Genomic DNA, 23,423 nt, shown 5'->3' on the forward strand with positions numbered 1-23,423 from the left:
CACCGGTGGTGGTCGTTGGTTCCGGCAGTTCGCAGTGCGCTGCCAGGCCTGGCTCCCCACGCCGGCCAACAGCAGCGGCCAGGTGAACGTGCACCGATATGTGCGGCGATGCCGATGAAAGGTTGCATCGCGGTGCGCAGGTGGCGTGCACGGGCACGGTGTTGGCGGCAGCGACTGCGCTTGCGCGCACCTGGGTTCGCAGCGCCGTGACGCTGCGCAACCTTTCGCGCAGGCCGGCGCACTCAGGCATGTCGCACTACGTGCAGTCAGCGGTTACGCCCTTCCGATCATGGCCATCGAACGCATCCAGTTGCATACCCACGGCGACGATCGCGGGCTGCTCATCTCGTTGGAGCAGCAGCGCAATGTCCCGTTCGAGATACGTCGTGTGTATTACCTGTTCGGCACCCGCAACGGCGTCCATCGTGGACAGCATGCGCACCGTAGGCTCAACCAGCTGGCCGTGGCATTGCATGGCTCGGTGACGATCCTGCTGGATCAGGGCGACGGCCACGGCCAGCAGGAAGTGGTGCTGGACGATCCATCGCAGGGCCTGCTGCTCGGCCGTATGGTGTGGCGCGACCTGCATCGCTTCAGCCCCGACTGCGTGCTGATGGTGCTGGCCGACCAGTTCTACGATCCCGCCGACTACATTCTCGATTACGACCAGTTCCTCAGCGAAGTGCGCGCTGGCAGCGGTCTGGATGCACGCAGGCTGGAAGCATGAGCGTGCACAAGCCCCTGGTGATCGTGGGCGCAGGCGAATTTGCGCAGATCGCCTGCGAGTATTTTCAGCACGACAGCGACTACACGGTGGTGGCCTTCAGCGTGGAGCGCGACTTCCTGCTGCGGCCCACGCTGGCCGAGTTGCCGGTGGTGGCCTACGAGGAGCTCGAACAGCGCTATCCGCCCGAACAGTACGAGGTCTTCGTCGCCATCCCGGCCACGCAGCTCAATCGCCTGCGGACGCGCTTTTTCCAGGACATGCTGCGGCGCGGGTATCGCTGCGCCAGCTATGTCAGCTCGCGTGCGTTCGTCTGGCGCAATGCGCAGATCGGCGCCAACTGCTTCCTGTTCGAAGGCAACGTGATCCAGCCGTTCACCCGGATCGGCGACAACTGCATCCTGTGGAGCGGCAACCATATCGGCCACCGCACGGTGGTGCAGGACAATGTCTTCATCGCTTCGCATGCGGTGATTTCCGGTTATTGCGAGATCGGGCGCGGCAGCTTCATCGGTGTCAACGCCACGCTCAGCGACAAGGTGCGCATCGCCGCCGACAACATCATCGGCGCCGCTGCGCTGGTGACCCGGCATACCGATGCCGAGCGTGTCTACGTCGGCTCGCCGGCGCGCGCGGTGGCCGGCAGGTCCAGCTTCGACGTGGAGCTGTGAGCATGTTTGCCTGGACCAAGCGCGGCCTGGTCTTCGACGTCGCACGCGATGGCGTGGGCGGCTGGATGCAGCACGCCGCGCTGACGCCGACGCCCTACCGGTTGTCTGCGCAGGTACTGCGTGTCTATGCGGGCTTTCGCGATGCGCAGGGCGTGAGCCGGATCGGCTATGTGGACGTACGCGCCGACGCACCCACGCAGATCGTCGGCGTCAGCCGGCAGCCGGTGCTGGACATCGGCCGCGCTGGCTGTTTCGACGACAACGGCATGATTCTCGGCGATGTGGTGGCCGGGCCGGATGGGCTGTACATGTTCTATGTCGGCTTCCAGCGCGTGGCCAAGGCCAAGTTCCTGGCCTTCACCGGGCTTGCGCTGTCCCGCGATGGCGGCGAGCGTTTCCAGCGCTTGCAGGACACCCCGCTGCTGGATCGCGCGCCCGGGCGCAGCACGATTGCCGCAGTGCACTCGGCTCGTTTCGAGGATGGGCGGTGGCGGCTGTGGTACGCGGTGGGCGACGATTGGGAAAGCATCGGCGGCCAGCCGTATCCGCGCTACCACATCCGCTATGCGGAAACCGACGATCTGCGCCATCTCCCTGCCGACGACGCGGTGTGCCTGCGTCCGCAGGGCGACGAGTACCGCATCGGCCGTCCGCGCGTGTACCGCCTGGGCGATCGCTATCTGATGTATTTCACCCGCGGCGATACGCACGGCGGGTATTTCCCGGGTTTCGCGTCCAGTCGCGACGGTGTGCAGTGGCAGCGCGATGACGGCCAGCTCGGGCTGCAGCTGTCCGAGCACGGCTGGGATGCGCAGACACTCTGTTACCCGGCCTTGATCCAGCAGCATGATCGGGTGTTGATGTTCTACAACGGCAATGCAATGGGGCAGGCCGGCTTCGGCCTGGCCGATGCCGCGTTGCCGCCGGACCTGCAGGGGCGCCATGTTTTCGGTTAGGTCGTATCTGCCCGGCGATGCGCCTGCCTGGGATGCCTTGGTGGCGTCCTCGCGCAACGGCAATGTGTTGCATCGGCGCGGCTACATGGACTATCACGCCGACCGCTTCGTGGACGCATCGTTGCTGATCGAGCGCGGTGGTGAGGTGGTGGCGGTGTTGCCGGCGAACGTGGAGGGCGACTGTGTCAGCAGCCACGCCGGCCTGACCTATGCCGGCCTGCTGTCGTCCACGGCCCTGCGCGCGGCTGCGACCTTGCAGGTGTTCGAACAGATCGCCGCGCACTATCGTGCGCGCGGGGTACGCGCGCTTGTGTACAAGCCGGTGCCGCATATCTTTCACGCATATCCGGCCGAAGAAGACCTGTACGCCCTGCATCGCGTGGGCGCGCAGCTGTACCGGCGCGATCTGTCCTCGGCGATCGCCTTGCGCGAGCCATTTGCGTTCAGCGCCGAACGGCGACGCTCGCTGGGCAAGGCGCGCAAGGCCGGTATGCAGATCCGGGTCGGCACCCGACTCGATGAATTTCATGCCCTGCTGACCGAGGTGTTGCAGCGCCACCAGGTGGCGCCGACGCATCGGCTGGACGAGCTGCAATTGCTGCAACGCCGGTTTCCGCAGCAGATCGTGCTGCATGAGGCGCGAGCCGAAGGGGAGCTGTTGGCGGCAGCACTGGTACTGGATTTCGGTCGCAGCGTGCACACCCAGTATCTGGCGGTGTCCGCGCGCGGTCGCCAGCTGGATGCGCTGAGCCTGCTGCTGGCCGAGCTGATCAGCCAGGTGTATGCGCAGCGCCATTACTTCAGCTTCGGTATCTCGACCGAGCAGGCCGGTCAGGTGCTCAACGACGGTCTGGTCGAACAGAAGGAACGTTTCGGCGCACGCGCCGTGGTACAGGATTTTTATCGGTGGATGCTGTAATGGATGTGCCGTTCTTGGATTTGCGCGCGGTCAATGCGCGCTATGCCGATGCGCTGAAGGTCGCCGCGGCGCGGGTGATCGACGCCGGCTGGTATGTGCTTGGGCAGGAGCTGGCCGCCTTCGAGGAAGAATTCGCCAGCTACTGTGGCGCTGCGCAGACGGTGGGTGTGGGCAACGGGCTGGATGCGTTGTCGCTGATCCTGCGCGGCTATCGCGAGCTGGGCGTGTTGCGCGAGGGCGATGAAATCATCGTGCCCTCCAATACCTTCATCGCCAGCTTTCTTGCGATCAGCCAGAACCACCTGGTGCTGGTGCCGGTGGAGCCGGACCCTGCGACCTTCAACATCGACCCGGCCAGCGTGGAGCAGGCGATCGGCCCGCGCACGCGCGCCATCATGGCGGTGCATCTGTATGGGCAGTTGGCCGATATGGCGGCGCTACAGACGCTGGCGCATCGCTACGGGTTGCTGCTGATCGAAGATGCCGCGCAGGCGCATGGCGCCAGCGCGCACGGGCGCCGTGCCGGCGCCTTCGGCGATGCGGCGGCGTTCAGTTTCTTCCCGACCAAGAACCTGGGCGCACTCGGCGATGGCGGCGCGGTGGTGACCTCGGATACGCGCCTGGCCGAGCGCATCCGCGCGCTGCGCAACTACGGGTCGCAGCTGAAGTATCACCACCTCTGCCAGGGTGTGAATTCGCGGCTGGACGAATTGCAGGCGGCGTTCCTGCGGGTCAAGCTGGGCTATCTGGACGATGAGATCGGCCGCCGCCGTGCGGTGGCGCAGCGCTACCTGCACGGCATCGACAACCCCCTGATCACCTTGCCCACGGTGGTGGCCGACGCGCAGCACGTCTGGCATCTGTTCGTGGTGCGCAGCGCCCAGCGCGATGCCTTGCAGGCGCATCTGCTGCGCGCGGGCATCCATACCCAGATCCATTACCCGGTGCCGCCGCATCGGCAACCGGCCTACACCGCCTTGGGCGATGCCTGCCTGCCGGTGAGCGAGCGGCTGCACCGTGAGGTGCTGAGCCTGCCGATGGGGCCGGCACTGGACGATGCGTCGGTTGCGCAGGTGATTGCCGCATGCCAGTCGTTTGGCGGCGCTGCATGAATGTCGTGCGCAGCAGCGCCTACACCGGCGTTGCGACGCTGGCCAAGCTGCTGGCCGCGCTGGTGGTGGTGAAGCTGGTGGCGGTCTACGCCGGCCCGCAAGGAGTCGGCCGGCTGGGCCAGTTCCTCAATCTGATGGCGGTGCTGGCGGTGCTGGCAGGCGGCGGCATCAGTGCCGGCATCGTCAAGTACGTGGCCGAGTACCGCGACGACGCGGCTGCGCTGGCACGTCTGCTCGGCGCAGCGCTGTGGTACGCGTTCTGCGCGGCCTGCGTGATGGCGGCACTGGCGTTGCTGTTCAGTGGCGCCATTGCCGAGCGCCTGCTCGGCGATGCGGCGTACCGGCCGCTGATCTGCGTGGCGGCGGTGGCGCAGCTGGGCATCGCACTGGTCAACTACATCCTGGCGGTGATCAACGGCTTCATGGACGTGCGTCGCCTGGCTTTCGTGCAGGTCAGCGGCGCGGTGCTGAGCACGGCATTGGTGGCATGGCTGTCCAGCCGGGCACAGCTGCAGGGCGCCTTGCTGGCGCTGGTGCTGGGCCAGGTGCTGTGGTTGCTGGCCGGCGTGCCGGCGCTGCGGCGCAGCGGTTATTTCCGGCGCGAGATGTTGCGCATGCGCTTCGATGCGCAGATGACGCGCAGGCTGGCGGCGTTCTCGGTGATGACGCTGACCGCCACGCTGGTGCCGCAGCTGGTGGCCATGCTGGTGCGCGACCATCTGGCGCTGCAGTTCGGCTGGCAGCAGGTGGGTTACTGGCAGGCGGTGAGCCGGGTGTCGGACGCGTATCTGCTGTTCTTCACGACCGCAATCAACGTGTATTACCTGCCCAAGCTGGCATCGCTGCAGGAGCGCGCAGCGCTCGGGCGCGAGCTGCGGGCCGCGTATCGCCATGTGCTGCCGGCGGTGATCGTGATGGCGTTGGGCGTGTACCTGTGTCGCGATTGGCTGACCTGGCTGCTGTTCGACGCCCGGTTTGCACGGGCCGCGCCGCTGTACGCCCCGCAGCTGCTGGGCGATGTGATCAAGATCGCGGCCTTCGTGCTGTCGTACGTGATGCTGGCCAAGGCGATGACACGGCTGTTCGTGATCTCCGAATGCGTGTTTGCCGTCAGCTATCTGGCGCTGGTGTATCTGTTCACCGCGCAATGGGGGCTGATCGGTGCGATGTATGCCTTCCTCGCCAACTACGTGCTGTATCTGCTGTTCAACATCGTGGTGGTGCGGCGCTATCTGGCGCAGCCGGCATGAGCGATTCCACCCAACCTGCCGGGCGCGCGCGCTGGCCGCTGGTATCGGTGCTGATTCCGGCCTTCAACCACGAACGCTTCGTGCAACGCTGCCTGGACAGCGTGCTGGAAGACCCATACCCGTGCAAGGAGCTGGTCATCATCGACGACGGCTCCAGCGACGCGACCGGCGAGAAGATTGCGCAGTGGATCGCCAGCCATGGCCATCGGCTGCCGGTGCAGTTCGTACAGCGAACCAACCGTGGGGTGGCAACCACGCTCAACGAGCTGGCGCTGCGTGCGCGCGGCGAGTACCTGCGGCTGGGCGCAAGCGACGATTATCTGCTGGCCGGCGGGCTGGATGCGCAGGTGCGCTACCTGCGCGCGCATCCGCAGAAACTGGCGGTGATTGGCGATGCCTGCGTGGTCGACCAGCATGGGCAGCTGCTGCACGGCAGCGCCATGCGCGACCTGCACCGGGTGGATGTGGACCTGTACCGCTCCGCGTCCGGCATCCGCCGCGCGGTGATCCAGCAGTGGGCGGTCGGCGGCGCGGTGGCCTTGCTGCGTCGCAGTGCCTTCGATGCGCGCGCCGGCTGGGACGAGTCGCTGCGGATCGAAGACTGGGATTTTTTCCTGCGCCTGGCCGCGCGTGATGCGCTGGGTTTTGTCGACGTGCCGGTGTGCGCGTACCGGTTGCATGGCCGCAATCTCAGCAAGACCGCGGACGTGCGCGCGCGCATCGCCAACCTGAGCGAGTCGCGTCAGGTGGCAATGCGCTGTGCGGAATTGTTCGATGCGCCCGAGCGCAGTTTGCTGCACGCGCAGTCGCACTACATCGCCGCCAAGGTGGCGTTCCTGCAGCGCCGGCCGCACCGGGTGATCGGGCATCTGCTCGCCTATGCCTGGGTGTCGCTGCCAGCCAGGTGGTGGCCCAGGCTGGCGCGCAGCGCGGTGAAACCGGCATGAGCACGTTGTTGCGCCGGCCGGCGACCTATCTGGCACTGCCGATGCTGCTCAGCTGCGCGCTGACGCTGCTGACCTATACGCTGCCCGGCGACTATCTTGACGGCATCGCGCTGCTGGCGGCCGCCGCCGCCGCGACCTGCGTGCTGGACGCCGTGCTGCGCGTGCAGTTGCCTGCGCTGGAGCGCTTTCGCGCCTACCGTTACGCCGGCACCCGCGACGCCTTCCTGGTGATGACGCTGGCGGCAGTGGTGACGCTGTTCTGCATCGTGGACGTGGCGCTGTTTCCGATTCCGCTGTTCAGCGATCCGTCCTCGTATGCCACCTTGAGCCCGCTGCGCGCGCATGTGCGGCACATCTCCAACATGTGCTGGATCCTGCCGCCGATCGCGCTGCTGTGCGTGCGCCATCGCGGGCTGCGCGCGGCGATGCTGACGCTGGGATTCGTGTTTCCGATCGTGGTGATCGACCGCAACCGCATCTTTGCCGGGCTGTTTTCGTTCGTGCTGGTGATGCTGTTGCGCCGCGATCCGGCACGTCGCCTGCCGTGGAAGACCATTGGCCTGCTGGTGCTGGCCGGCGGCGGGGTGTTTTCCATCCTCGGCGCACTGCGTTCCGGCTCGCTGGCCACGGTCGCCTTGCCGTTCAGTGCCTTGTATCGTGCCATGCCGCAGGGCGTGCAGTGGTTGCTGCTGTACATCAGCGCCGGGCCGTACAACTTCGGCGCGATCCTGGCCAAGGGCTATGTCAACGCCAGCTTCCTGGTCAATCAGCTGGTGCCGTTCAGTGGCTCGATCGCCACTGCCGGCACCAGCATCCCGCTGGATGCGCCCAACATCAATGTGGGCACCGAATTCTTTCCGTTCCTGATGGCCTGGGGCGCGCCGGGTGCGTTGCTGGCGCTGCTGGCGTTGTATGCGGGGCTGGTGTGGAGCGTGCGCCTGCTCAACCGCTCGCTGTCGATCTTCCATGTGCTGATCTTCCTGCGCATCGCCTATGCCTGCCTGATGTCGCCGTTCGCGCCGCAGGCCTTCACCTGGACCAATTTCGGCTTCATCGCGCTGTGCCTGGTGTTGCATGCCTGCACGGTGCTGTTGCCCACCCGCAATGCCGTACCCACCGCTGCTGCGTAATGCGCGGCAGCTCCGCTCCATCCTGTTCCAGAGCCGGTGCACCATGACGCAACACGACGCTATCTATCTGATCGACCTGTGGCGCATCCTGCGTCGCGAATGGCGCTGGGCGCTGGCCGCACTGCTGGTGGTGCTTGCACTGACCTTGGCCTTTACCCGCCTGGCCAGGCCACAGTGGGAAGCCACCGCCTGGATCCAGGTCGGCGAGATCGGCCCCACGCCGGCCGGGCGCGACCCCAAGGTCGAACCGTTCCAGCGCGTGATCGACCGCATGAAGACCCGGCTGTTCCAGGATGCGGTGCTGCGCCAGGCTGGCGTGCCACTGAAAAGCCGCGCTGCGCAGTTGTACCGCGGCAGCCTCAAGCCGGACCCGGACCCGTATGCCAATCTGATCGGGGTGACCATCCGGGCCGAATCGTCGGCGCAGGCGCGCAAGCTGGCGATGGCGACGGTGAGCGCCTTGCAGGGCCTGCACGGCGACACCAATGCAGTGGCGCTCGCACTGGCGCGTACACGCCTGCAAGGCCTCACCGACGACCTGCGCGTGGCAATCCGCAACCGCGATCGGCTGCAGCAGCAGGTACAGGCCGGGCAGGGCACCGCTGCGGCCACGCCGGCCCAGGTTCTGGCGGGCGTGCTGTTGACCGACAGCAATGCCACCGTGCGCGCCTTGAAGAGCGAACGCGACGATCTGATTGCCCGGCTGACCACGCGCTACACCTACCAGACCTCGCTGGCGTGGCCGCTGTACGTGCCCGAGCAGCAGGCGTTTCCCAATGCCGTCACCGCCTGGGCGGCCGGCCTGCTCGGCGGTGCGGGGCTGGCGGTGCTGGCGGCGGTGTTGCGCAATGCATGGCGGCGCCGCGGGGTGGCCGCTCCGCGCGCTGCCGGCTGATCTGCGCAGCGTCGTGCGGCACGCTGTGCAACGCTGCCCACGCTGCAACCAAACCGCCGACGCGTGGCACTCACCGGTCAATCAAGCGATTGCCGCGCTGGCGGTATCGCGCCTGGAGAGTGTCGTGAGAACAGCTGGATCGGTATGGGAGGCTGCGCATGTCGGTGGTCAATGAGCATGCGGCGCGCGGCGGCACGGTGGCGCCGGAGCGCTTGCTGGAGACGCAACGCGCGTTCGACAGCGTTGCGCCCGACTACGACGGCCCACGCGGCAACAACGCGTTGATCCAGCGCATGCGCACCACCTTGTGGGACACGGTCGCGGCCGAGCTGCCGGTGGGCTCGCATCTGGTGGACCTGGGTTGCGGTACCGGCCTGGATGCCGGCGAATTCGCACGTCGCGGTTACCACGTGCTGGCCACCGACTGGTCGCCGGCGATGGTCGAGCGCACCCGCCACCGCGCGGCCACGCAGGGCCTGCACGAGCGCCTGAGCGCGGCCCATGTCGGCATCCAGCAGCTCGACCAACTGGAGGGCAGCTTCGACGGCATGTATTCCAACTTCGGCCCGCTCAACTGCGCGCCGGATCTGCCGGCGGTGGCGGCCGAATGCGCGCGTCTGCTGCGCGCCGATGGCTGCCTGGTGTTCTCGGTGATCGGGCGCATCTGCCCCTGGGAGATCGGCCATTACAGCGTGCGCGGACGGTTCAAACGCGCCGCGGTGCGGGCCGCGCGCGGGGTCACCGCGGTGGGCATGAACGGCCACACCATCTGGACCTGGTACCACCTGCCGCGCGAGTTCTACCGCGCCTTCGCCAAGCACTTCGTGCTGGAGCGCTATCGCGCGTTGAGCCTGTTCCTGCCGCCGCCGTACCTGGTGGATTTTTGCGAGCGGCATCCGCGCCTGTCCGCGCGCCTGGGCCGGTGCGACGACCGGCTGGGCGGCCTGCCGTTGCTGCGCGACATGGGCGACCACTTCCTGATCGTGATGCGCAAGCGCTGAGTGGAGACGCCGATGTCCATGGCCGATGTCTGTCTGCAGGGCGCGCGCTCGATCACCCTGGCCGGCCCCTCGCGCGCGCCGCTGACCATCCGCGCGGGGCGCTTCGGCGGCACGCTCGGCACGCGCAGCCTGCGCCTGGACCTGCAGGGGCATGTGCTGGCGCCCGGCCTGATCAATGCGCACGATCATCTGCAGGTCAACTGCGTGCCGCCGCTGCCGCAGGGTGCGGCGTTTCCCAACAGCTATGCGTGGATCGAGGCATTCCAGGCGCATTTCCGGCATCCCGAGGTGGCCGCGGCCCTGCGTGTGCCCAAGGCGGTGCGCCTGCGTCACGGCGGATTGAAGAATCTGCTGGCCGGCGTCACCTGCGTGGCGCAGCACGACCCGTGGCATGCCACCCTGGACGAGCCCGGCTTTCCGGTTGGCCTGCTGCGCGAGTTCGGCTGGAGTTATGCGCTGGGATGGACCGGCTACGGCCCACCGGTGCAGGGCAGCTTTGCCGCCACCTCGCCCGAGCATCCCTGGATGATCCACCTGGCCGAAGGCACCGACGCGGTGGCGGCCGCCGAGCTGGACGAACTGGATCGGCTCGGTTGCCTGGCCTCCAACAGCGTGCTGATCCACGGCGTGGGCATGGGCGAGTGCGACATCGAGCGGGTGATCGCATGCGGCGCGGCGGTGGTGTGGTGCCCGTCGAGCAATCTTGCGCTGCTGGGTCGCACGCTCGACCCCTGGCGCCTGTGCATGGCGGGCCGGCTCGCGTTGGGCAACGATTCGCGCGTCAGCGGTTCGCGCGATCTGCTGGAAGAACTGCGCATCGCCGCCAGTAGCGGCTTGGCCGCGGATCTGTTGCTCGGCCTGGTCACCCATCAGTCGGCGCGCATCCTGCGCATGGCCACGCGTGGACGCCTGGCACCGGGGGCAGCGGCCGATCTGGTAATCGTGCGCGACCGCGGTGGCGACCCGGCCGACAGCGTGGTGGGCTGCACACGCAGCGACCTGCGTGCGGTGATACGCGATGGCGTCCCGCGCATCGCCGACCCGGATTTTGCCGACTGGTTCGACGCTGCAGGCGTCCGGACCGTGCCGGTGCTGCTGGATGGCCGCCCCAAGCTGCTCGATGCCACGCTGGCCGATCCGGCGGTGCTGGCACTGGAACCAGGCCTGCAGCGCGTGGCGCAGGCTGCGCACCGGCCCGGCGTGGCGATGGCCGCCAGCGGTGCGCTGTCGTGAGCGCAGTGCCGACGCTGGAGCCGGCAGCGGCGTATGCGCTGTGGGCGCAGGCGTATCCGCCGCATGCGCACAACCCGGTGATGCTGGCCGAGGAGCGCGCCATGCTCGCGCTGATGCCGAGCGTGTTGCAGGGCCAGCACGTGCTGGATGCCGGCTGCGGCAGTGGCCGCTACATGCTGCATGCCTTGCGACGCGGCGCGCTGCAGGTCACCGGCGTGGATCTGTCGCCGCAGATGCTGCAGCGTGCGCACGCCGAGCTGTCGCAGCACTGGCCAGCGGCGCGCATGCGCCTGCAACAGGGCAGCCTGGAGCAGCTGCCGCTGGACGATGCAGTGGCCGATCTCAGCGTCTGCGGCCTGGTGGTCGGCCATCTGCAGCGGCTATGGCCGGCGCTGGAAGAACTGCATCGGGTCACCCGCGTCGGCGGCATCGTGCTGTGCAGCGACGTGCATCCGATCGGGCATGCGCTGGGCTGGCGGCGCGACTTCAAGGCCGATGGCCGGCACTACGCGGTGCGGCACACGCAACATCTCTACAGCCATTGGCATGCAGCCTGTGCGGCGCTGGGGATGGAGATCGAAGCGGTGGCCGAGCCGATGCTGGATCCGGCCGACATCGCGCCCGGTGCGCGGTTCGACCGGGCCGCGCTGCAGGTGCCGGTCGCGCTGGTGCTGCGGCTGCGGCGCATCGCGTGAGTGCCGCGGCGGCCATGCTGGCGTGTGCCTGCAGCACCTCGGCCGCGGGCAAGCCTTGCCGATCGCGCGCCGCGCAGTGCGCGGCACCTGGCCCGATCGCGCTTGCAGACCGTGCAATCCGGGCGCGGTCGCTGTGATGAGCCTGCGTGTGGCGCAACTCAATCTGCTGCCGACGCCGGCCGGCCTGACCGCAGAACAGGTGTTCGCGCAATGGCCATCGCTGGCCGATATCGCCGAGGCCGTCGCCAGCGCCGGGGTGCGCGTGGCGGTGGTCCAGGCCTCTGCACTGAACCTGCGGCTCACCCGCCAGGGCGTGGATTACCGCTTCGTCGAGCTGGGTGCGCGCGGCAGTGCGCAGCGCGCAGCGCTGCTTGCGGCGACGCTGCGCGAGATCGGTGCCGATGTGGTCCATGTCCACGGTCTGGAATTTGCCGGCGATGCAGGCCGTCTCGCCCGCCTGCTGCCGCATACGCCGATCCTGCTGCAGGATCACGCCAATCGCCCGCCGCGCTGGTGGGCCCGCAGTGTGTGGCGGCGTCGCTACGCTGCCGCCGCCGGGATCGCGTTCACCTCGCAGGACATGGCGCAGCCGTTCGTCCAGGCTCGCCTGTTCCAGGCCAGGACGCAGCTGTTTGCGATTCCCGAATCGAGCAGCCGCTTCTTGCCGGGCGATCGCCTGCAGGCACGCGAGCACACCCGCCTGCAGGGCGACCCCTGCGTGTTGTGGGTCGGGCATCTGAGCGCGGCCAAGGATCCGCTGTGCGTGCTCGATGCCGTCGCCCTGGCCGCGCGCGTGTTGCCGGGGCTGCGGCTGTGGTGCGTGTTCGACCAGGCGCCGTTGCTGGAGCAGGTGCAGCAGCGCCTGCGCGCCGATCCGTCGCTGGCGCGCTGCGTGCAGCTACTGGGCAAGGTGCCGCATGCGCGCGTGGAAACGCTGCTGCGTGCCTGCGACCTGTTCGTCTCCGCCAGCCATGCGGAGAGCTGCGGTTATGCCGCAGTGGAGGCGTATGCCTGCGGCACCTTGCCGCTCTTGACCGATATCCCGGCCTTTCGTGCGCTCAGCGATGGTGGCGCAGTCGGCGCGTTGTGGCCGGTGGGCGATGCCTCGGCCCTGGCGGAACTGCTGTTGCGGCTCTTCCGGCAACGCCCCGACCGCGCACAGGTGCGCGCGCATTTCGATGCACGGCTGTCGTTTGCCGCGGTGGGGCAACGCTGGAAGCATGCGTACACCCGGTTGCTGGCCGCGCCAGGGCGGGGCGCATGAAACTGGCCCTGGTGGTCCCGGGCGGCGTCGACCGCAGCGGCGAGGTCCGCGTAATCCCGGTGTTCCTGACCCTGATCGAATGGCTGGCGCGCCATCACCAGGTGCATGTGTTCGTGCTGCACCAGGAGCCGCTGCCCGGTACCTGGGCATTGCGTGGCGCCACCGTGCACAACATCGGCGCCAGGCGCACCCGCACGCGCGCGATCACCGCCATCGCCAGCGAACACCGGCGTGCTCCCTTCGATGTGATCCAGGCGATCTTTTCCGGCTATTGCAGTCTGATCGCGGTCGCCGCGGCAAGGCTGTTGCGCCGTCCAAGCGTGGTGCATATCGCCGGTGGCGAATTGGTCGCGTTGCATGGCATCGGCTATGGCGGCCGGCAGCGTTGGCGCGGGCGCCTGCGCGAAGCGGTGATCCTGCGCCTGGCCGACCGCGTCACCGCGGCCAGCGCGCCCATCCTGGAGTCGCTGACGGCGCTCGGCATCAACGCCCAGCGGGTGCCGCTGGGCGTGGATCTGCGGGCCTGGCCGCCGGCCGCGCCACGTGCACGCAGCGGCGGCATCGCCCGCTTGCTGCATGTGGCCAGCCTCAATCCGGTCAAGGACCAGACCACCTTGCTGCAGGCGATGGCGGCGCTCAAACGCGCCGGTGTCGCCTTTACCCTGGACATGGTCGGCGTCGATACGCTGGATGGTGCCATGCAGCGCCTGGTGCACCAGCTGGACCTGGGCGGGCAGGTGCGTTTTCTCGGTTTCAAGACCCAGCGCGAGTTGCGCCCGATCATGCAGACGGCCGACCTGCTGGTGCTGTCGTCCTTGCACGAAGCCGGCCCGCTGGTGCTGCTGGAAGCAGCAGTCGCCGGGGTGCCGAGCGTCGGCACCGCAGTCGGGCATCTCGTCGAGTGGGCACCGGTGTGCGCGCTCGCGGTACCGCCGGGCGACTGGGCCGGGCTGGCAGAAGCGGTCCGCCAGGTCTTGGCCGACGACGAGCTGCGCCTGCGCCTGGCCTGGGCAGCGCAGTGCCGTGCGGTACGCGAGGACGCGGCGTTGACCGCGCGGCTGTTCGAGCAGCTGTATCGGCAACTGTGCGAGGCGCGGCCGCTGCGCTGACTGCGCCTGCAAGGACGCAGCCTGCATCGGCCGCCATGCAGACGCGTGGTGCAGCAACGCGGCTGTCAGGCCAAACATGGGGACGTGATCGCAAGGATGATCGACTGAACAAGCCGGCAGCGTGCGCACGCCGGCTGCAGCCCTGGACTGGCCAACAAGGCGTCGCGAGCGGCCGATGGATGGATGCGGCCGGCGCGCCCGGAATCGGACTGTGCGGCCGATACCTGCCGCCTCCGGGCACCGCCGCGCCGGCCTGACGGTGAGCGCGGCAGTGTTGTCGGCCGCGCTCAGACTGGTTGCAGATAGCCGTCCAGCGCTGCACGCACCACGTACAGCATGTCGGTGCGCGGCACCGGCCGGGTCAGGCGCGTCATCACCCGGCGCAGCTGGGTCTGCCGCACCCACGGCTGGTCCTGAAGCCACAACTGTGTCTGCAGCATGTCGGCACGTTCCTTGCGGCTCTCGGCCGACGGTACCACCCGGTTGCGCAGGTACTGCCGTGCTTCGCCGAGCGAGCGTGACCATTCGATGCCGGGCAGGGCCGACAGCCACAGGTTGGAACACGAGGCGGTGGTCAGGGTCTGGCGGGCCGCACGCATGCGCAGCAGGCGTGGGCAATCGGCCTGCAGCCGCGCCATCACTGCCGACGGCACCACGCTGCGGTAATAACGTTGCAACAGCAGCAGCGGCGGCAACGCCCACCAGGGCGATGTGGTCGGGTCGTCCCACAACTGGTCCCAGTCGCGCGGGCCCATGCGCGTGGCCAGCAAGGCCAGGTCATGCAGATGCATCAGGCGGATGCTGCGCTGGCAGATGCCGCCGGCCGCATGCAGCAGCAGATGGCACATCAGCGCGCCGACCGACGGGTAGGGGTTCAAGCCCGGCTGCGCACGCTCCGGCAGGATGCGCGCGCTGATGTCCACGCTGCTCAGCGGCAGGCGTTCCTGGATGCGGGTATGCAGCTCGAGATTGATCGGCGCATCGCGATGCTCGCCCAGCCCCGCGACCGCCTCGCCATGCAAAGGCTTGAACACCTGGTGCTTCCATTGTGCGAAGGAGGCCACGTAGCCAAGCTCGCACAACAGCGCCGCCGCCGCGGGCGCATCCTCCGGCGCCACCAGCAGATCGATATCGGCCATCGGGCGATCGCCGGGCAGATAGACGCCGAGCCGATGCAGGGCGGCGCCCTTGAGGCCGACCAGGGCGATGCCCGCCGCACGCGCTGCCGCGTCGATGCGCGTCAGCAGCAGCGCGATGCGCCGATGGCGGTCTTCGACATGGCTGCGTTGCTCGCGCAGGAATGCGGTCCAGTCGGCGTCCTGCCACAGCGAGCGGCGTTGCAGCAGCGGCGACACCCCATGCGCGGCCGCCGCGGCCGCGGCCAGCTGCCATTGCAGCCGGCTCCACTGCGGCACCGCCTCGCCGGGCTGCGCCAATTCCCGGGCCAGCCGTTCGGTGGCCGTCTGCAGGCCATGTCTGATGGTGCGAAGGGAAGGCTGCATGCGGCGGAGATTCCGAGAAAGGCGAGGGATGTCGGGAGGCGAGGTCGGCCGGTTGCGCGCTAGCCGACCAGCACGCTGGCCAACTGGCGCGGTTGATGTGCGGCAGCGCCGGCAAGCGGCTCGGTGCGGTGCTGCCGTTCGCTGGCGATCAAGGCGGACCAGCGCGCCTCCAACGTGTCCGAGGCCTGTGTAAACGCATCGGCGCCCAGCATGGCGCGCGCCTGTCGCAGGTCCACCTGCGTATGCAGCAGATCGCGCACGCTGCGGTAGAACTCCGAGTCGTAGGCGCCATGGAACATCATCGCCAGGTCGTCGCTGTCCTGCCAATGGGTCTTGCCGCCCAGCTGGCTCTTCACTTCCTCGTAGAATTTGGTGCCGGGCAGCGGATAGGACACGCTGACGCCGATGATGTCCGGGTTGGCCTGGGTCACCAGGGCGCGCGTGGCCAGGATGTCTTCGAGTTCTTCGCCCAGGTAGCCGAGTTGAATGAACAAGCCCACGCGGATCCCGTGCGCACCCAGGCGCCGGCGTGCGGCGATCACCTCGCCAACCTCGGTGCCCTTGGTCATTTTGTCCAGGATGCGCTGGCTGCCGCTTTCGGCACCCAGCCAGGCCTCGGCGCAGCCGGCGCGTGCCAGCGCGGCTGCCATGCGCTCGCTGGCCAGGTCGGCACGGGTCTGGATGGTGAACGGGATCGCGCCATCGGCATCGCTCAGGCGCTGCGCAAAGGTTTCCACCCAATCGATATGGAAGCCGAAGATGTCATCGGCCATCCAGAGGTGATCGGGCTGGAAGCTGCGCTTGAGATGGATCATTTCGGCAGCCACGTCTTCCGCATCGCGGCGCTTGTAGTGATTGCCCCAGATCGGTTTGGCGCACCAGTTGCAGCGGAACGGGCAACCGCGCGACGCCGCCATATTCAAGCTGAAATAGCCGTGCCGTTGCCGCCAGAACCGCTGATAGCGCGGCATGTCGACCAGGTCCCAGGCCGGCAGGCCGCTCAGGCGCGCGTCCGGCGGTTGTGCGCCACGATGCACGCGTGCTGCAGCAGCTGGGCTGACGGCGATACGTGCAACGCCCGCGAGCCAGGCGTCTGTATCGATGATGGGATCTTGTTCGACGCGCGCCACCAGTTCGAGCAGTGGTGCGATGCCTTCGCCGATCAACACCGCGTGCGCGCCGGCAGCCAGAAACACATCCGGGTTGTCGGATGCATCGGAGCCGGCCACCAGCACGCGGCAGCTGGCCGCGCGCGCTTGCGCAATCATCTGGCAGGCCGCCTCGCGCATGCGGCTCAGGCACATCTTGGTGAGGAAGTTGAAGTTGTCCTCGTAGAACACCACCAGATCCGGCTGCGCCTGCTGCAAGGCACCGGTGTAGTCCTGCACATCGTCGGCCAGCATCGCGTCGAACAGGCTCAGCGCATGGCCACGCCCGCGCAATAACGCGGCAACCTGCAGCGTCGCCAACGGTGGATACGGCTTGCCGCGCTCCCATTGCTTGGGGTCGTAACGCAGGAAATACGAATGACTGACCTGGATCTTTAGCATCCGCACAAGGCTCTCGTTCTGTCGCCAGGTGCGCGCAGCGGCGGCGTGCGCAGGCACCGGCATTCGGCTCGGCAGTAGGTGCGGATGCAGGTGGCTTTGGTTGCGCCGATCGGCATGCCGTGGTTGGCGTGCATTGGGCGCACGTGCCGACGTCGATGCGGCAACCTTTCTGTTGCCGTTCGGCACACACCGGCTGATCGATGCAATGGATGGAACGGCATGCCGCAGTCGGCTGCGTTGGCGCAATTGATGCCGGTGGGCGATGCCGCACGCACTGGCGCGTCGGATGCGGCGGCAGTGGCAGCAGATCCGTTCGGCGAACATCGGCCGCGTCGGCAGTGCGTGCGCCGGCAGATCCTCGGCGCGCTGTTCCACTTCGAAAGCGACAGCGACGCGCTGCTGGCATTGGTGGACCTGGCCTACGCCGGCCTGCCCGCGCATCGCCTGCCGGGTGCGCCGGAATTCCATATCACGCTGGATCTGGTGCCGCGTGGACACGCGCCTTCGAGCGCAGCGCCGCCACCGGTGCGCACCCATGCCAGCGGCGGCTTGCTGTGCGGGGTCATGGATGCCTGCAATTACCTGATGCTGTCGGTGCCCGCGCGCCGCGCCATGCTGGTGGTTTCCGACGACATGCTCGCCCACGCCTATCACCTGCGTTATGAGCTGATTGAATTTTCGGTGTTCCTGCTGGCGGCGCGCGGCATGGGCCTGGTGCCGTTGCATGGCGCCTGCGTGGGCCGGCAGGGACGCTGTGTGCTGTTGCTCGGCGCCAGTGGCGCCGGCAAATCGACCCTGGCGCTGCACAGCCTGCTGCATGGCCTGGATTTCATCGCCGAAGACGGCGTGTTCGTGGCGCCGGAGAGTCTGCTCACCACCGGCGTTGCCAACTTTCTGCATCTGCGCGCCGACGCGCTGGGCCTGGTCGATGCGGACACCCGCGCGTGGCTCAGCGCCTCGCCAACCATCCGTCGCCGCAGCGGTGTGGAAAAGTTCGAGATCGACATCCGCCACGGCCGTGCGCAACTGGCGCGCGCGCCCTTGCAGCTGTGTGCAGTGGTGATGCTGTCGGCAACGCCAGCGAGCGATCCCGCACAGCCATTGCTGGCGATGCCGACCGAACGCATTGCCGCTTGCCTGGCAGACGATCAACCGTATGCGGCTGGGCAACCGGGCTGGCAGCGCTTTGTCCAACAGGTACAGCGCATCGGCATGTTCACCCTGCGCCGCGGGGCGCATCCGCAGGCCGCGCTGGACGCGCTGCTGCAGGTGTTGCGGTGAGCGCGCCGGCAGCGCGGCAGCGGTGCGTCCTCTTTCAAGCCGACGCCATGCCGCATCCCACCGTGAGCGTCAGGCGTGACTGAAATGCGCGCTACTGCAGATCGCAAACCCATGCGTGCGCTGTGGCGCGATTTCGTCGGCACGCTGGTGCCGGCGGATGTGTCGACCATCGCGCTCTACGTGGGCTTGTCGCTGCTGGCCGCACTGGCCGGCAGCCTCGTCGCGGTCAGCCTGGTGCCACTGGTGCAGCCTGGTCATGCCGTCCGCCTGGCCGGCTACGCGCTGGCGTTACCGGCGGGTCTGGCAATGCAGGTGGCGCTGTTTGCCGGTGTCAGCCTGGTGTTTGCCGCACTGCGTTGGCAGGGCGCACGGCTGGCCGCGCGGCTGGCCAGCCGCTACGCGATCGGGCTGCGGCAGCGCGTGCATGCGGCGTTGATTGATGCGCCGCTGCCGGCCCTGTCCGGTGCCAGTTCGGCGGAAATCGCCAATGTGCTGACCTACAACATCGAGATCGCCACCCAGGGTTTCAGCGCGGCCTTGCAGCTGCTGGTGGCCGGCATGACCGCACTGGTGAGCATCTGCATCGCGGTCATGATCGCCCCGGCGTTGCTGATGGCGACGCCGCTGTTGCTGGTGCTGGCGTGGCTGGGCTTGCGCAGCTCCAGCAGCGCCGCCCAGGCGCGCATCAGCCGCGATTACGTGGCCGACATGACGCAGCTGTTCTGGCTGAGCGAGGACTTCCCGCGTCGCCTGCGGCATGTGCGTTCGTTCCAGCGCGAAGCACTGGAAACCCGCCATTACACCTGCATTTCCGCACGGCTGGGGCAGGGCTATGCGCAGCAGCAGGCGCTGGTGGCGGGCAGCCGGCTGATGCTCGAAGCCACCGCAGTGGCCGTCATCGCCGCCATCCTGGTACTGGCCAACCTGTGGCAGGGCGCCGACCGCGCTGCGTTGATCACCGTCAGCCTGCTGCTCGGGCGCCTGTTGCCGTATCTGGTCAGTACCCGCCAGAGCGTGCAGCAACTGCGCTCGGCGTGGCCGGCGTTGCAGCTGTGGCGGCGCTATGTGGCGCTGGGCACGACGCCTTCGCCGGCGTTGGCCGCGCCGGCCCAGCCGTTGCCGGCTGCCTTGCATCTGGAACACATCGGCCTGGCACCGCCGTTGCCCAGGCTCGCTCTCGATCCGCTGCTGTTGCTGCCCGGCGAACTGACCCTGGTCGTCGGCCCCTCCGGGATCGGCAAGAGCAGCCTGATGGACGTGCTTTCGGGTCAGACCCCGCCTACGCAGTTCACTGCGCACATGGCCGGGCGCCGGCTGGATTTCGCCGCGTATCGCGCCCTGGTGCGGCATGGCGCCTACCTGGGCCAGGGCGTGCGGCCGTGGCAGCGCACGGTCCGCGCCTGTCTGGACTGGGCATTGCCCGGCACCAGCGATGCACGCATGTGGCAGGTGCTGGCCGATGTCGGCCTGGGCGCGCGTCTGCAGCGCGACGGGCAAGGCCTGGACAGCCCGATCAACGGCCCGGATGGGCGCCTGTCCGGTGGCGAAGCGCAGCGCCTGCTGCTGGCGCAGGTGCTGTTGCGCCAGCCGACCCTGGCGGTGCTGGACGAGGCCACCAGCGCACTGGATGCCGAGGCCGAACAGCAGGTGTTGTGCATGCTGCGGCAACGCCTGCCGCAGACCGTGCTGGTGGTGGTCTCGCATCGCACCAGCCTGGCCGCAGTGGCCGATCGCACGGTTGTCTTGGGCATTGCAGTGGCGGCGCAGACCGCTGCCCACGCCGATGCGGTTGCACGCTCAGACGCGTGATGCCAGGTGGCGTGGTCGCGTCGGCGCCGCGATCAGCCGGCTATCTCTTCCAGCGCCCGATTGCGCGTGCGCGGGCCCAATAGCGCAATCACGCTGGCCACGATCGACATGCTGATCACGATAAAGGCCAGCACGCCATGGCTGCCGACCTGGGCGAGCAGCCAACCGATCAGCACGCTGCTCACCGCCGTGGAAAGACGGCTGAAGGAATAGCAAAAGCCCACCGCCCGCGCGCGCAAGCCGGTGGGGAACAGCTCGGCCTGATAGCCGTGATAGGCAAAGCTCATCCAGGCATTGCAGAACGCAATCATCCCCCCGCACAGCACCATGCCGAGCGCCTGATGCTGCAGCGAAAACAGCACGCCGAACAGCACCGCGCCCAGGGCCGATGCGGTGATCTGCCATTTGTTCTCCCAGCGCTGCGCAAAGCGCAGCAACAGCAGCGGCGCCAGCGGGTAGGCCAGCGAAATCGCAAAGGAATAGGCCAGGCTCCTGGTCACGCCGGTGCCTTGCGCCGAGATCAATGCCGGCAACCAGTTGCCGAAGCCGAAGAAGCCGATCGCCTGAAAGATATGGAATACCACCAGCATGCCGATGCGCCCGCGATACGGCGCACGCCACAGCATCGCGGTCTGCATGTCGCCGGCCGGCGAAGGGGCGGCCACCTGCGGTGCGGCCAGGGGCGCACCCAGATCGCGCGCGCAGCGCGCTTCGAGCTGGGTCAAGACCGCATCGGCTTCGGCATGGCGTCCCTGCGCCGCTAGCCAGCGGGCGGATTCCGGCAACCGGCTACGCAGCCACCAGATCGCCAGCGCAAATACCCCGCTCAGCAGCACCACCCAGCGCCAGCCACTCACCCCCAGCGGTGCATGCGGCACCAGCAGCCAGGCGGTCAGCGCCACCGCAGGCACCGCCAGAAACTGCACGAAGAATGCAAACGCGAATGCGGCACTGCGCATATGCCGCGGCACCAGCTCGGACAGATAGGTGTCGATGGTGACCAGCTCGATGCCCAGGCCGATCCCGACCGCCAAGCGCAGCAGGATGACGCCGGTGGCGGTGTGCTGCAGGCCCATCGCCACGGTCGCGGCGGTGTACCAGATCAGGGCAAAGGTGAACACCGGACGGCGCCCGAAGCGGTCGGCGAACGGACTCAGCAGGGCGGCGCCGACGAACAGGCCCAGAAACGTCGCCGCCGCAAACGCGGCCTGGTCGGACATGCCGAACGCACCATCGGCAGCGCTGGCAAAGATGCCGTCGCGGATCAGCCCCGGGCTGATGTACGCGGTCTGGAACAGGTCGTACAACTCGAAAAATCCACCCAGCGCGAGCAGGCCGACCAGCCGCCACAGCGTGGCGCTGGCCGGCAGCCGGTCGATCCGCGCGGCGATGTGCAGGGTGGCGGAAGCGGGGTCGAGCGGAGCGGTCGAAGCCATCGTCATGCAGGCGCTGCCAATGCGGTGTCCATCATAGCCAGCAGCCCTGTCACCCGGTGCCCGCGCTTCGCGGTCAGGCAACTGCATTCGCAGGCGATCCGGCGAGCGCCAGACACCAACAACCATCGTGCATGCCTGATCCCCCTCCCTGCGGGGCGAATGCATGGCTTGCATGCCATTGCCGCGCCTGCGTTGCAGCGCCCGTCCAGCGAGGCGCGGGCCTGGGCACGGAGCGGGGCAGTGGCCAGCTGCAGATCCTCCCGTTGTTTGACCACTGGAATGCTGTAATCCCCCCAGCGCCACCTGGGCAGGTGGCAAAGCCGCCTGGCCAGCCCCATCTCTTGCACATCATTCATTCCCCGGAGTCATCCGATGACGCCCATTTCCGTGCTCGACCTAGCGCCGGTCTGCGAAGGCAGCGACACCACCCACGCCTTCGCCAATATGCTCGATCTGGCCCAGCACGCCGAGCGCTGGGGCTACCAGCGTTACTGGCTGGCCGAGCACCACAACATGCCGGGCATCGCCAGCGCCGCCACCGCGGTGCTGATCGGCCATGTCGCCGGCGGCACCAAGACCATCCGCGTCGGCGCCGGCGGCATCATGCTGTCCAACCATGCGCCGCTGCAGGTGGCCGAACAGTTCGGCACGCTGGCCTCGTTGTACCCGCAGCGCATCGACCTGGGCCTGGGCCGCGCGCCCGGCACCGACCAGCCGACCGCGCGCGCCCTGCGCCGCTATTTCGACAGTGCCGACCATTTCCCGCAGGACGTGGCCGAGCTGCTGCGCTACTTCGCGCCGGTGGTGCCGGGGCAACTGGTGCAGGCAGTGCCGGGGGCCGGCCTCGACGTGCCGGTGTGGCTGCTGGGTTCCAGCCTGTTCAGTGCGCGGCTGGCCGCGGCGATGGGCTTGTCGTTCGCGTTCGCCTCGCACTTCGCGCCCGACGCGATGGACGAGGCGGTGGCGATCTACCGCCGCGAGTTCCGCCCGTCCGCGCAGCTGGCCAAGCCGTACGTGATGCTGGCCTTGAACGTGGTGGCCGCGGAAACCGAAGCGCAGGCACGTCGCCTGTTCACCACCCAGCAGCAGAGCTTCGTCAACCTGCGCCGCGGCCAACCGGGCAAGATTCCCGCGCCGATCGACGATATCGACGGCTTCTGGCAGCCGCACGAGCGTGCCGGCGTGGAGCGTGCGCTGGCATGCACGGTACTGGGAGATGCCGAGCAGATCGCGCGCGGCGTGGCCGAGTTCATCGAGCGCCACACCCCGGACGAGCTGCTGTTCACCGCCAACATCTACGACCATGCCGCGCGTTTGCGTTCGTTCGAAATCGCCGCCATCGCCTGCCGCGAGCTGGACGTGACTCCCGCGTGATTCACGTCGCTTTGCGCGGCAATCCGCTCAGATGCATGCACCTCCATTGGGAACACCAGCATGCAATTTCAGCAACGCAGCGAGAGCATCAGGCAGTTGGCGGAATTGATCCGCGGCGTGGACATCGCGATGTTCACGACCGTGTCGGCCGACGGCAAGTTGGTGAGCCGTCCGTTGGGCACGCAGGAAGTCGAATTCGATGGCGACCTGTGGTTCGCCACCGCCGCCGACAGCCCGAAGGTGGCCGAAATCGCCGCCGATCCGCGCGTCAACGTGGCCTATGCTTCTGCCTCCAAGAACAGCTACGTGTCAGTCGCCGGTACCGCACGCGTGGTCGATGACCGCGCCAAGATCGAGCAGTTGTGGTCGCCGGCGATGAAGGTGTTCTTCCCCGGCGGCAAGGACGACCCCAACCTGCGCCTGATCCATGTGCGCGCCGAATCGGCCGAGTACTGGGATGGCCCGAGCGGACTGCTGGGCAAGGCGCTGTACTTCGTGATGACGGCCGTGACCGACGATACCGGCAGCCTGTCGGACAACCGCGTGGTCGATCTGAAGTAACTGC

21 protein-coding genes and 1 other RNA gene are annotated in these 23,423 nt (G+C 68.0%); 18 read left to right on the plus strand and 4 right to left on the minus strand.

The window, feature by feature from the left end; all coding sequences use genetic code 11:
- Positions 1–289 precede the first annotated feature (289 nt).
- The 14 genes from XarbCFBP7408_RS07445 (at position 290) to XarbCFBP7408_RS07510 (ending at position 13,906) form a co-directional block, all read left to right on the plus strand.
- Positions 290–727, plus strand: coding sequence for a sugar 3,4-ketoisomerase (locus XarbCFBP7408_RS07445; protein ID WP_016902088.1), 438 nt, complete (start codon positions 290–292; stop codon positions 725–727).
- A complete protein-coding gene (locus tag XarbCFBP7408_RS07450) occupies positions 724–1,395 on the plus strand; it encodes an acetyltransferase (RefSeq protein ID WP_104562413.1) in 672 nt (223 codons plus the stop codon). The genes XarbCFBP7408_RS07445 and XarbCFBP7408_RS07450 overlap by 4 nt, the downstream gene beginning before the upstream one ends.
- Before the next feature lie 2 nt (positions 1,396–1,397).
- Positions 1,398–2,351: a hypothetical protein gene (locus XarbCFBP7408_RS07455; protein WP_104562414.1), complete on the plus strand. Its 954-nt coding sequence runs from the start codon at positions 1,398–1,400 to the stop codon at positions 2,349–2,351.
- A gap of 7 nt (positions 2,352–2,358) precedes the next feature.
- Complete coding sequence (locus XarbCFBP7408_RS07460) at positions 2,359–3,270, plus strand: GNAT family N-acetyltransferase (protein ID WP_104562482.1); 912 nt, start codon at positions 2,359–2,361, stop codon at positions 3,268–3,270.
- Positions 3,270–4,382 carry a DegT/DnrJ/EryC1/StrS family aminotransferase gene (locus XarbCFBP7408_RS07465; protein ID WP_104562415.1) on the plus strand — a complete coding sequence of 371 codons (1,113 nt, stop codon included), beginning with the start codon at positions 3,270–3,272 and terminating at the stop codon, positions 4,380–4,382. The genes XarbCFBP7408_RS07460 and XarbCFBP7408_RS07465 overlap by 1 nt, the downstream gene beginning before the upstream one ends.
- A complete protein-coding gene (locus XarbCFBP7408_RS07470) occupies positions 4,379–5,632 on the plus strand; it encodes an O-antigen translocase (protein ID WP_104562416.1) in 1,254 nt (417 codons plus the stop codon). Before XarbCFBP7408_RS07465 ends, XarbCFBP7408_RS07470 begins: the two co-directional genes overlap by 4 nt.
- Positions 5,629–6,579, plus strand: a complete 951-nt coding sequence (locus tag XarbCFBP7408_RS07475) for a glycosyltransferase (protein ID WP_104562417.1) — start codon at positions 5,629–5,631, stop codon at positions 6,577–6,579. Before XarbCFBP7408_RS07470 ends, XarbCFBP7408_RS07475 begins: the two co-directional genes overlap by 4 nt.
- Positions 6,576–7,709: a hypothetical protein gene (locus XarbCFBP7408_RS07480; RefSeq protein ID WP_104562484.1), complete on the plus strand. Its 1,134-nt coding sequence runs from the start codon at positions 6,576–6,578 to the stop codon at positions 7,707–7,709. Before XarbCFBP7408_RS07475 ends, XarbCFBP7408_RS07480 begins: the two co-directional genes overlap by 4 nt.
- A 43-nt stretch (positions 7,710–7,752) precedes the next feature.
- Complete coding sequence (locus XarbCFBP7408_RS07485) at positions 7,753–8,604, plus strand: Wzz/FepE/Etk N-terminal domain-containing protein (RefSeq protein WP_104562483.1); 852 nt, start codon at positions 7,753–7,755, stop codon at positions 8,602–8,604.
- A gap of 158 nt (positions 8,605–8,762) precedes the next feature.
- Positions 8,763–9,605: a class I SAM-dependent methyltransferase gene (locus XarbCFBP7408_RS07490; protein WP_104562418.1), complete on the plus strand. Its 843-nt coding sequence runs from the start codon at positions 8,763–8,765 to the stop codon at positions 9,603–9,605.
- Between the two features lie 12 nt (positions 9,606–9,617).
- Positions 9,618–10,838 (plus strand): amidohydrolase family protein, encoded by a 1,221-nt coding sequence (locus tag XarbCFBP7408_RS07495; RefSeq protein ID WP_181106401.1) that lies wholly within the window; start codon positions 9,618–9,620, stop codon positions 10,836–10,838.
- A complete protein-coding gene (locus XarbCFBP7408_RS07500) occupies positions 10,835–11,533 on the plus strand; it encodes a class I SAM-dependent methyltransferase (RefSeq protein WP_104562420.1) in 699 nt (232 codons plus the stop codon). Before XarbCFBP7408_RS07495 ends, XarbCFBP7408_RS07500 begins: the two co-directional genes overlap by 4 nt.
- Before the next feature lie 136 nt (positions 11,534–11,669).
- Positions 11,670–12,797, plus strand: coding sequence for a glycosyltransferase family 4 protein (locus XarbCFBP7408_RS07505; RefSeq protein WP_104562485.1), 1,128 nt, complete (start codon positions 11,670–11,672; stop codon positions 12,795–12,797).
- Positions 12,794–13,906, plus strand: coding sequence for a glycosyltransferase family 4 protein (locus tag XarbCFBP7408_RS07510; protein WP_104562421.1), 1,113 nt, complete (start codon positions 12,794–12,796; stop codon positions 13,904–13,906). Before XarbCFBP7408_RS07505 ends, XarbCFBP7408_RS07510 begins: the two co-directional genes overlap by 4 nt.
- Before the next feature lie 149 nt (positions 13,907–14,055).
- Here XarbCFBP7408_RS07510 and XarbCFBP7408_RS07515 read toward each other — a convergent pair.
- The 3 genes from XarbCFBP7408_RS07515 to XarbCFBP7408_RS07525 form a co-directional block, all read right to left on the minus strand.
- Positions 14,056–14,132: non-coding RNA, sX9 sRNA (locus tag XarbCFBP7408_RS07515), on the minus strand.
- Positions 14,133–14,193: 61 nt separating this feature from the next.
- Positions 14,194–15,408, minus strand: a complete 1,215-nt coding sequence (locus tag XarbCFBP7408_RS07520; RefSeq protein WP_104562422.1) for a nucleotidyltransferase family protein — start codon at positions 15,406–15,408, stop codon at positions 14,194–14,196.
- A gap of 59 nt (positions 15,409–15,467) precedes the next feature.
- Positions 15,468–17,021, minus strand: a complete 1,554-nt coding sequence (locus XarbCFBP7408_RS07525; RefSeq protein ID WP_181106403.1) for a B12-binding domain-containing radical SAM protein — start codon at positions 17,019–17,021, stop codon at positions 15,468–15,470.
- 156 nt (positions 17,022–17,177) lie between these two features.
- Between XarbCFBP7408_RS07525 and XarbCFBP7408_RS07530 the strand changes: the two genes are divergently transcribed.
- Entirely contained in the window at positions 17,178–18,239 is a 1,062-nt protein-coding gene (locus tag XarbCFBP7408_RS07530) for a serine kinase (RefSeq protein WP_104562486.1), read from the plus strand.
- 111 nt (positions 18,240–18,350) lie between these two features.
- A complete protein-coding gene (locus XarbCFBP7408_RS07535) occupies positions 18,351–20,048 on the plus strand; it encodes an ABC transporter ATP-binding protein (protein WP_181106421.1) in 1,698 nt (565 codons plus the stop codon).
- Between the two features lie 32 nt (positions 20,049–20,080).
- Here XarbCFBP7408_RS07535 and XarbCFBP7408_RS07540 read toward each other — a convergent pair whose 3' ends face one another.
- Positions 20,081–21,490 carry an MFS transporter gene (locus XarbCFBP7408_RS07540; RefSeq protein WP_104562423.1) on the minus strand — a complete coding sequence of 470 codons (1,410 nt, stop codon included), beginning with the start codon at positions 21,488–21,490 and terminating at the stop codon, positions 20,081–20,083.
- Positions 21,491–21,856: 366 nt separating this feature from the next.
- Between XarbCFBP7408_RS07540 and XarbCFBP7408_RS07545 the strand changes: the two genes are divergently transcribed.
- Positions 21,857–22,858 carry an LLM class flavin-dependent oxidoreductase gene (locus tag XarbCFBP7408_RS07545; RefSeq protein ID WP_104562424.1) on the plus strand — a complete coding sequence of 334 codons (1,002 nt, stop codon included), beginning with the start codon at positions 21,857–21,859 and terminating at the stop codon, positions 22,856–22,858.
- A gap of 60 nt (positions 22,859–22,918) precedes the next feature.
- Entirely contained in the window at positions 22,919–23,419 is a 501-nt protein-coding gene (locus tag XarbCFBP7408_RS07550; protein ID WP_104562425.1) for a pyridoxamine 5'-phosphate oxidase family protein, read from the plus strand.
- Positions 23,420–23,423: the final 4 nt, after the last annotated feature.

Source organism: Xanthomonas arboricola pv. guizotiae, from assembly GCF_002940205.1.
Classification (GTDB): Bacteria; Pseudomonadota; Gammaproteobacteria; order Xanthomonadales; family Xanthomonadaceae; genus Xanthomonas; species Xanthomonas arboricola_C.

Coding starts and splice junctions, on each gene's coding strand:
- XarbCFBP7408_RS07505 (WP_104562485.1), top strand. CDS start 11,670: ATGAGCCTGCGTGTGGCGCAACTCAATCTGCTGCCGACGCCGGCCGGC.
- XarbCFBP7408_RS07490 (WP_104562418.1), top strand. CDS start 8,763: ATGTCGGTGGTCAATGAGCATGCGGCGCGCGGCGGCACGGTGGCGCCG.
- XarbCFBP7408_RS07530 (WP_104562486.1), top strand. CDS start 17,178: ATGCCGCAGTCGGCTGCGTTGGCGCAATTGATGCCGGTGGGCGATGCC.
- XarbCFBP7408_RS07525 (WP_181106403.1), bottom strand. CDS start 17,021: ATGCCGGTGCCTGCGCACGCCGCCGCTGCGCGCACCTGGCGACAGAAC.
- XarbCFBP7408_RS07520 (WP_104562422.1), bottom strand. CDS start 15,408: ATGCAGCCTTCCCTTCGCACCATCAGACATGGCCTGCAGACGGCCACC.
- XarbCFBP7408_RS07455 (WP_104562414.1), top strand. CDS start 1,398: ATGTTTGCCTGGACCAAGCGCGGCCTGGTCTTCGACGTCGCACGCGAT.
- XarbCFBP7408_RS07495 (WP_181106401.1), top strand. CDS start 9,618: ATGTCCATGGCCGATGTCTGTCTGCAGGGCGCGCGCTCGATCACCCTG.
- XarbCFBP7408_RS07535 (WP_181106421.1), top strand. CDS start 18,351: ATGCGTGCGCTGTGGCGCGATTTCGTCGGCACGCTGGTGCCGGCGGAT.
- XarbCFBP7408_RS07550 (WP_104562425.1), top strand. CDS start 22,919: ATGCAATTTCAGCAACGCAGCGAGAGCATCAGGCAGTTGGCGGAATTG.
- XarbCFBP7408_RS07545 (WP_104562424.1), top strand. CDS start 21,857: ATGACGCCCATTTCCGTGCTCGACCTAGCGCCGGTCTGCGAAGGCAGC.
- XarbCFBP7408_RS07485 (WP_104562483.1), top strand. CDS start 7,753: ATGACGCAACACGACGCTATCTATCTGATCGACCTGTGGCGCATCCTG.
- XarbCFBP7408_RS07475 (WP_104562417.1), top strand. CDS start 5,629: ATGAGCGATTCCACCCAACCTGCCGGGCGCGCGCGCTGGCCGCTGGTA.
- XarbCFBP7408_RS07465 (WP_104562415.1), top strand. CDS start 3,270: ATGGATGTGCCGTTCTTGGATTTGCGCGCGGTCAATGCGCGCTATGCC.
- XarbCFBP7408_RS07480 (WP_104562484.1), top strand. CDS start 6,576: ATGAGCACGTTGTTGCGCCGGCCGGCGACCTATCTGGCACTGCCGATG.
- XarbCFBP7408_RS07450 (WP_104562413.1), top strand. CDS start 724: ATGAGCGTGCACAAGCCCCTGGTGATCGTGGGCGCAGGCGAATTTGCG.
- XarbCFBP7408_RS07445 (WP_016902088.1), top strand. CDS start 290: ATGGCCATCGAACGCATCCAGTTGCATACCCACGGCGACGATCGCGGG.
- XarbCFBP7408_RS07510 (WP_104562421.1), top strand. CDS start 12,794: ATGAAACTGGCCCTGGTGGTCCCGGGCGGCGTCGACCGCAGCGGCGAG.
- XarbCFBP7408_RS07470 (WP_104562416.1), top strand. CDS start 4,379: ATGAATGTCGTGCGCAGCAGCGCCTACACCGGCGTTGCGACGCTGGCC.
- XarbCFBP7408_RS07540 (WP_104562423.1), bottom strand. CDS start 21,490: ATGACGATGGCTTCGACCGCTCCGCTCGACCCCGCTTCCGCCACCCTG.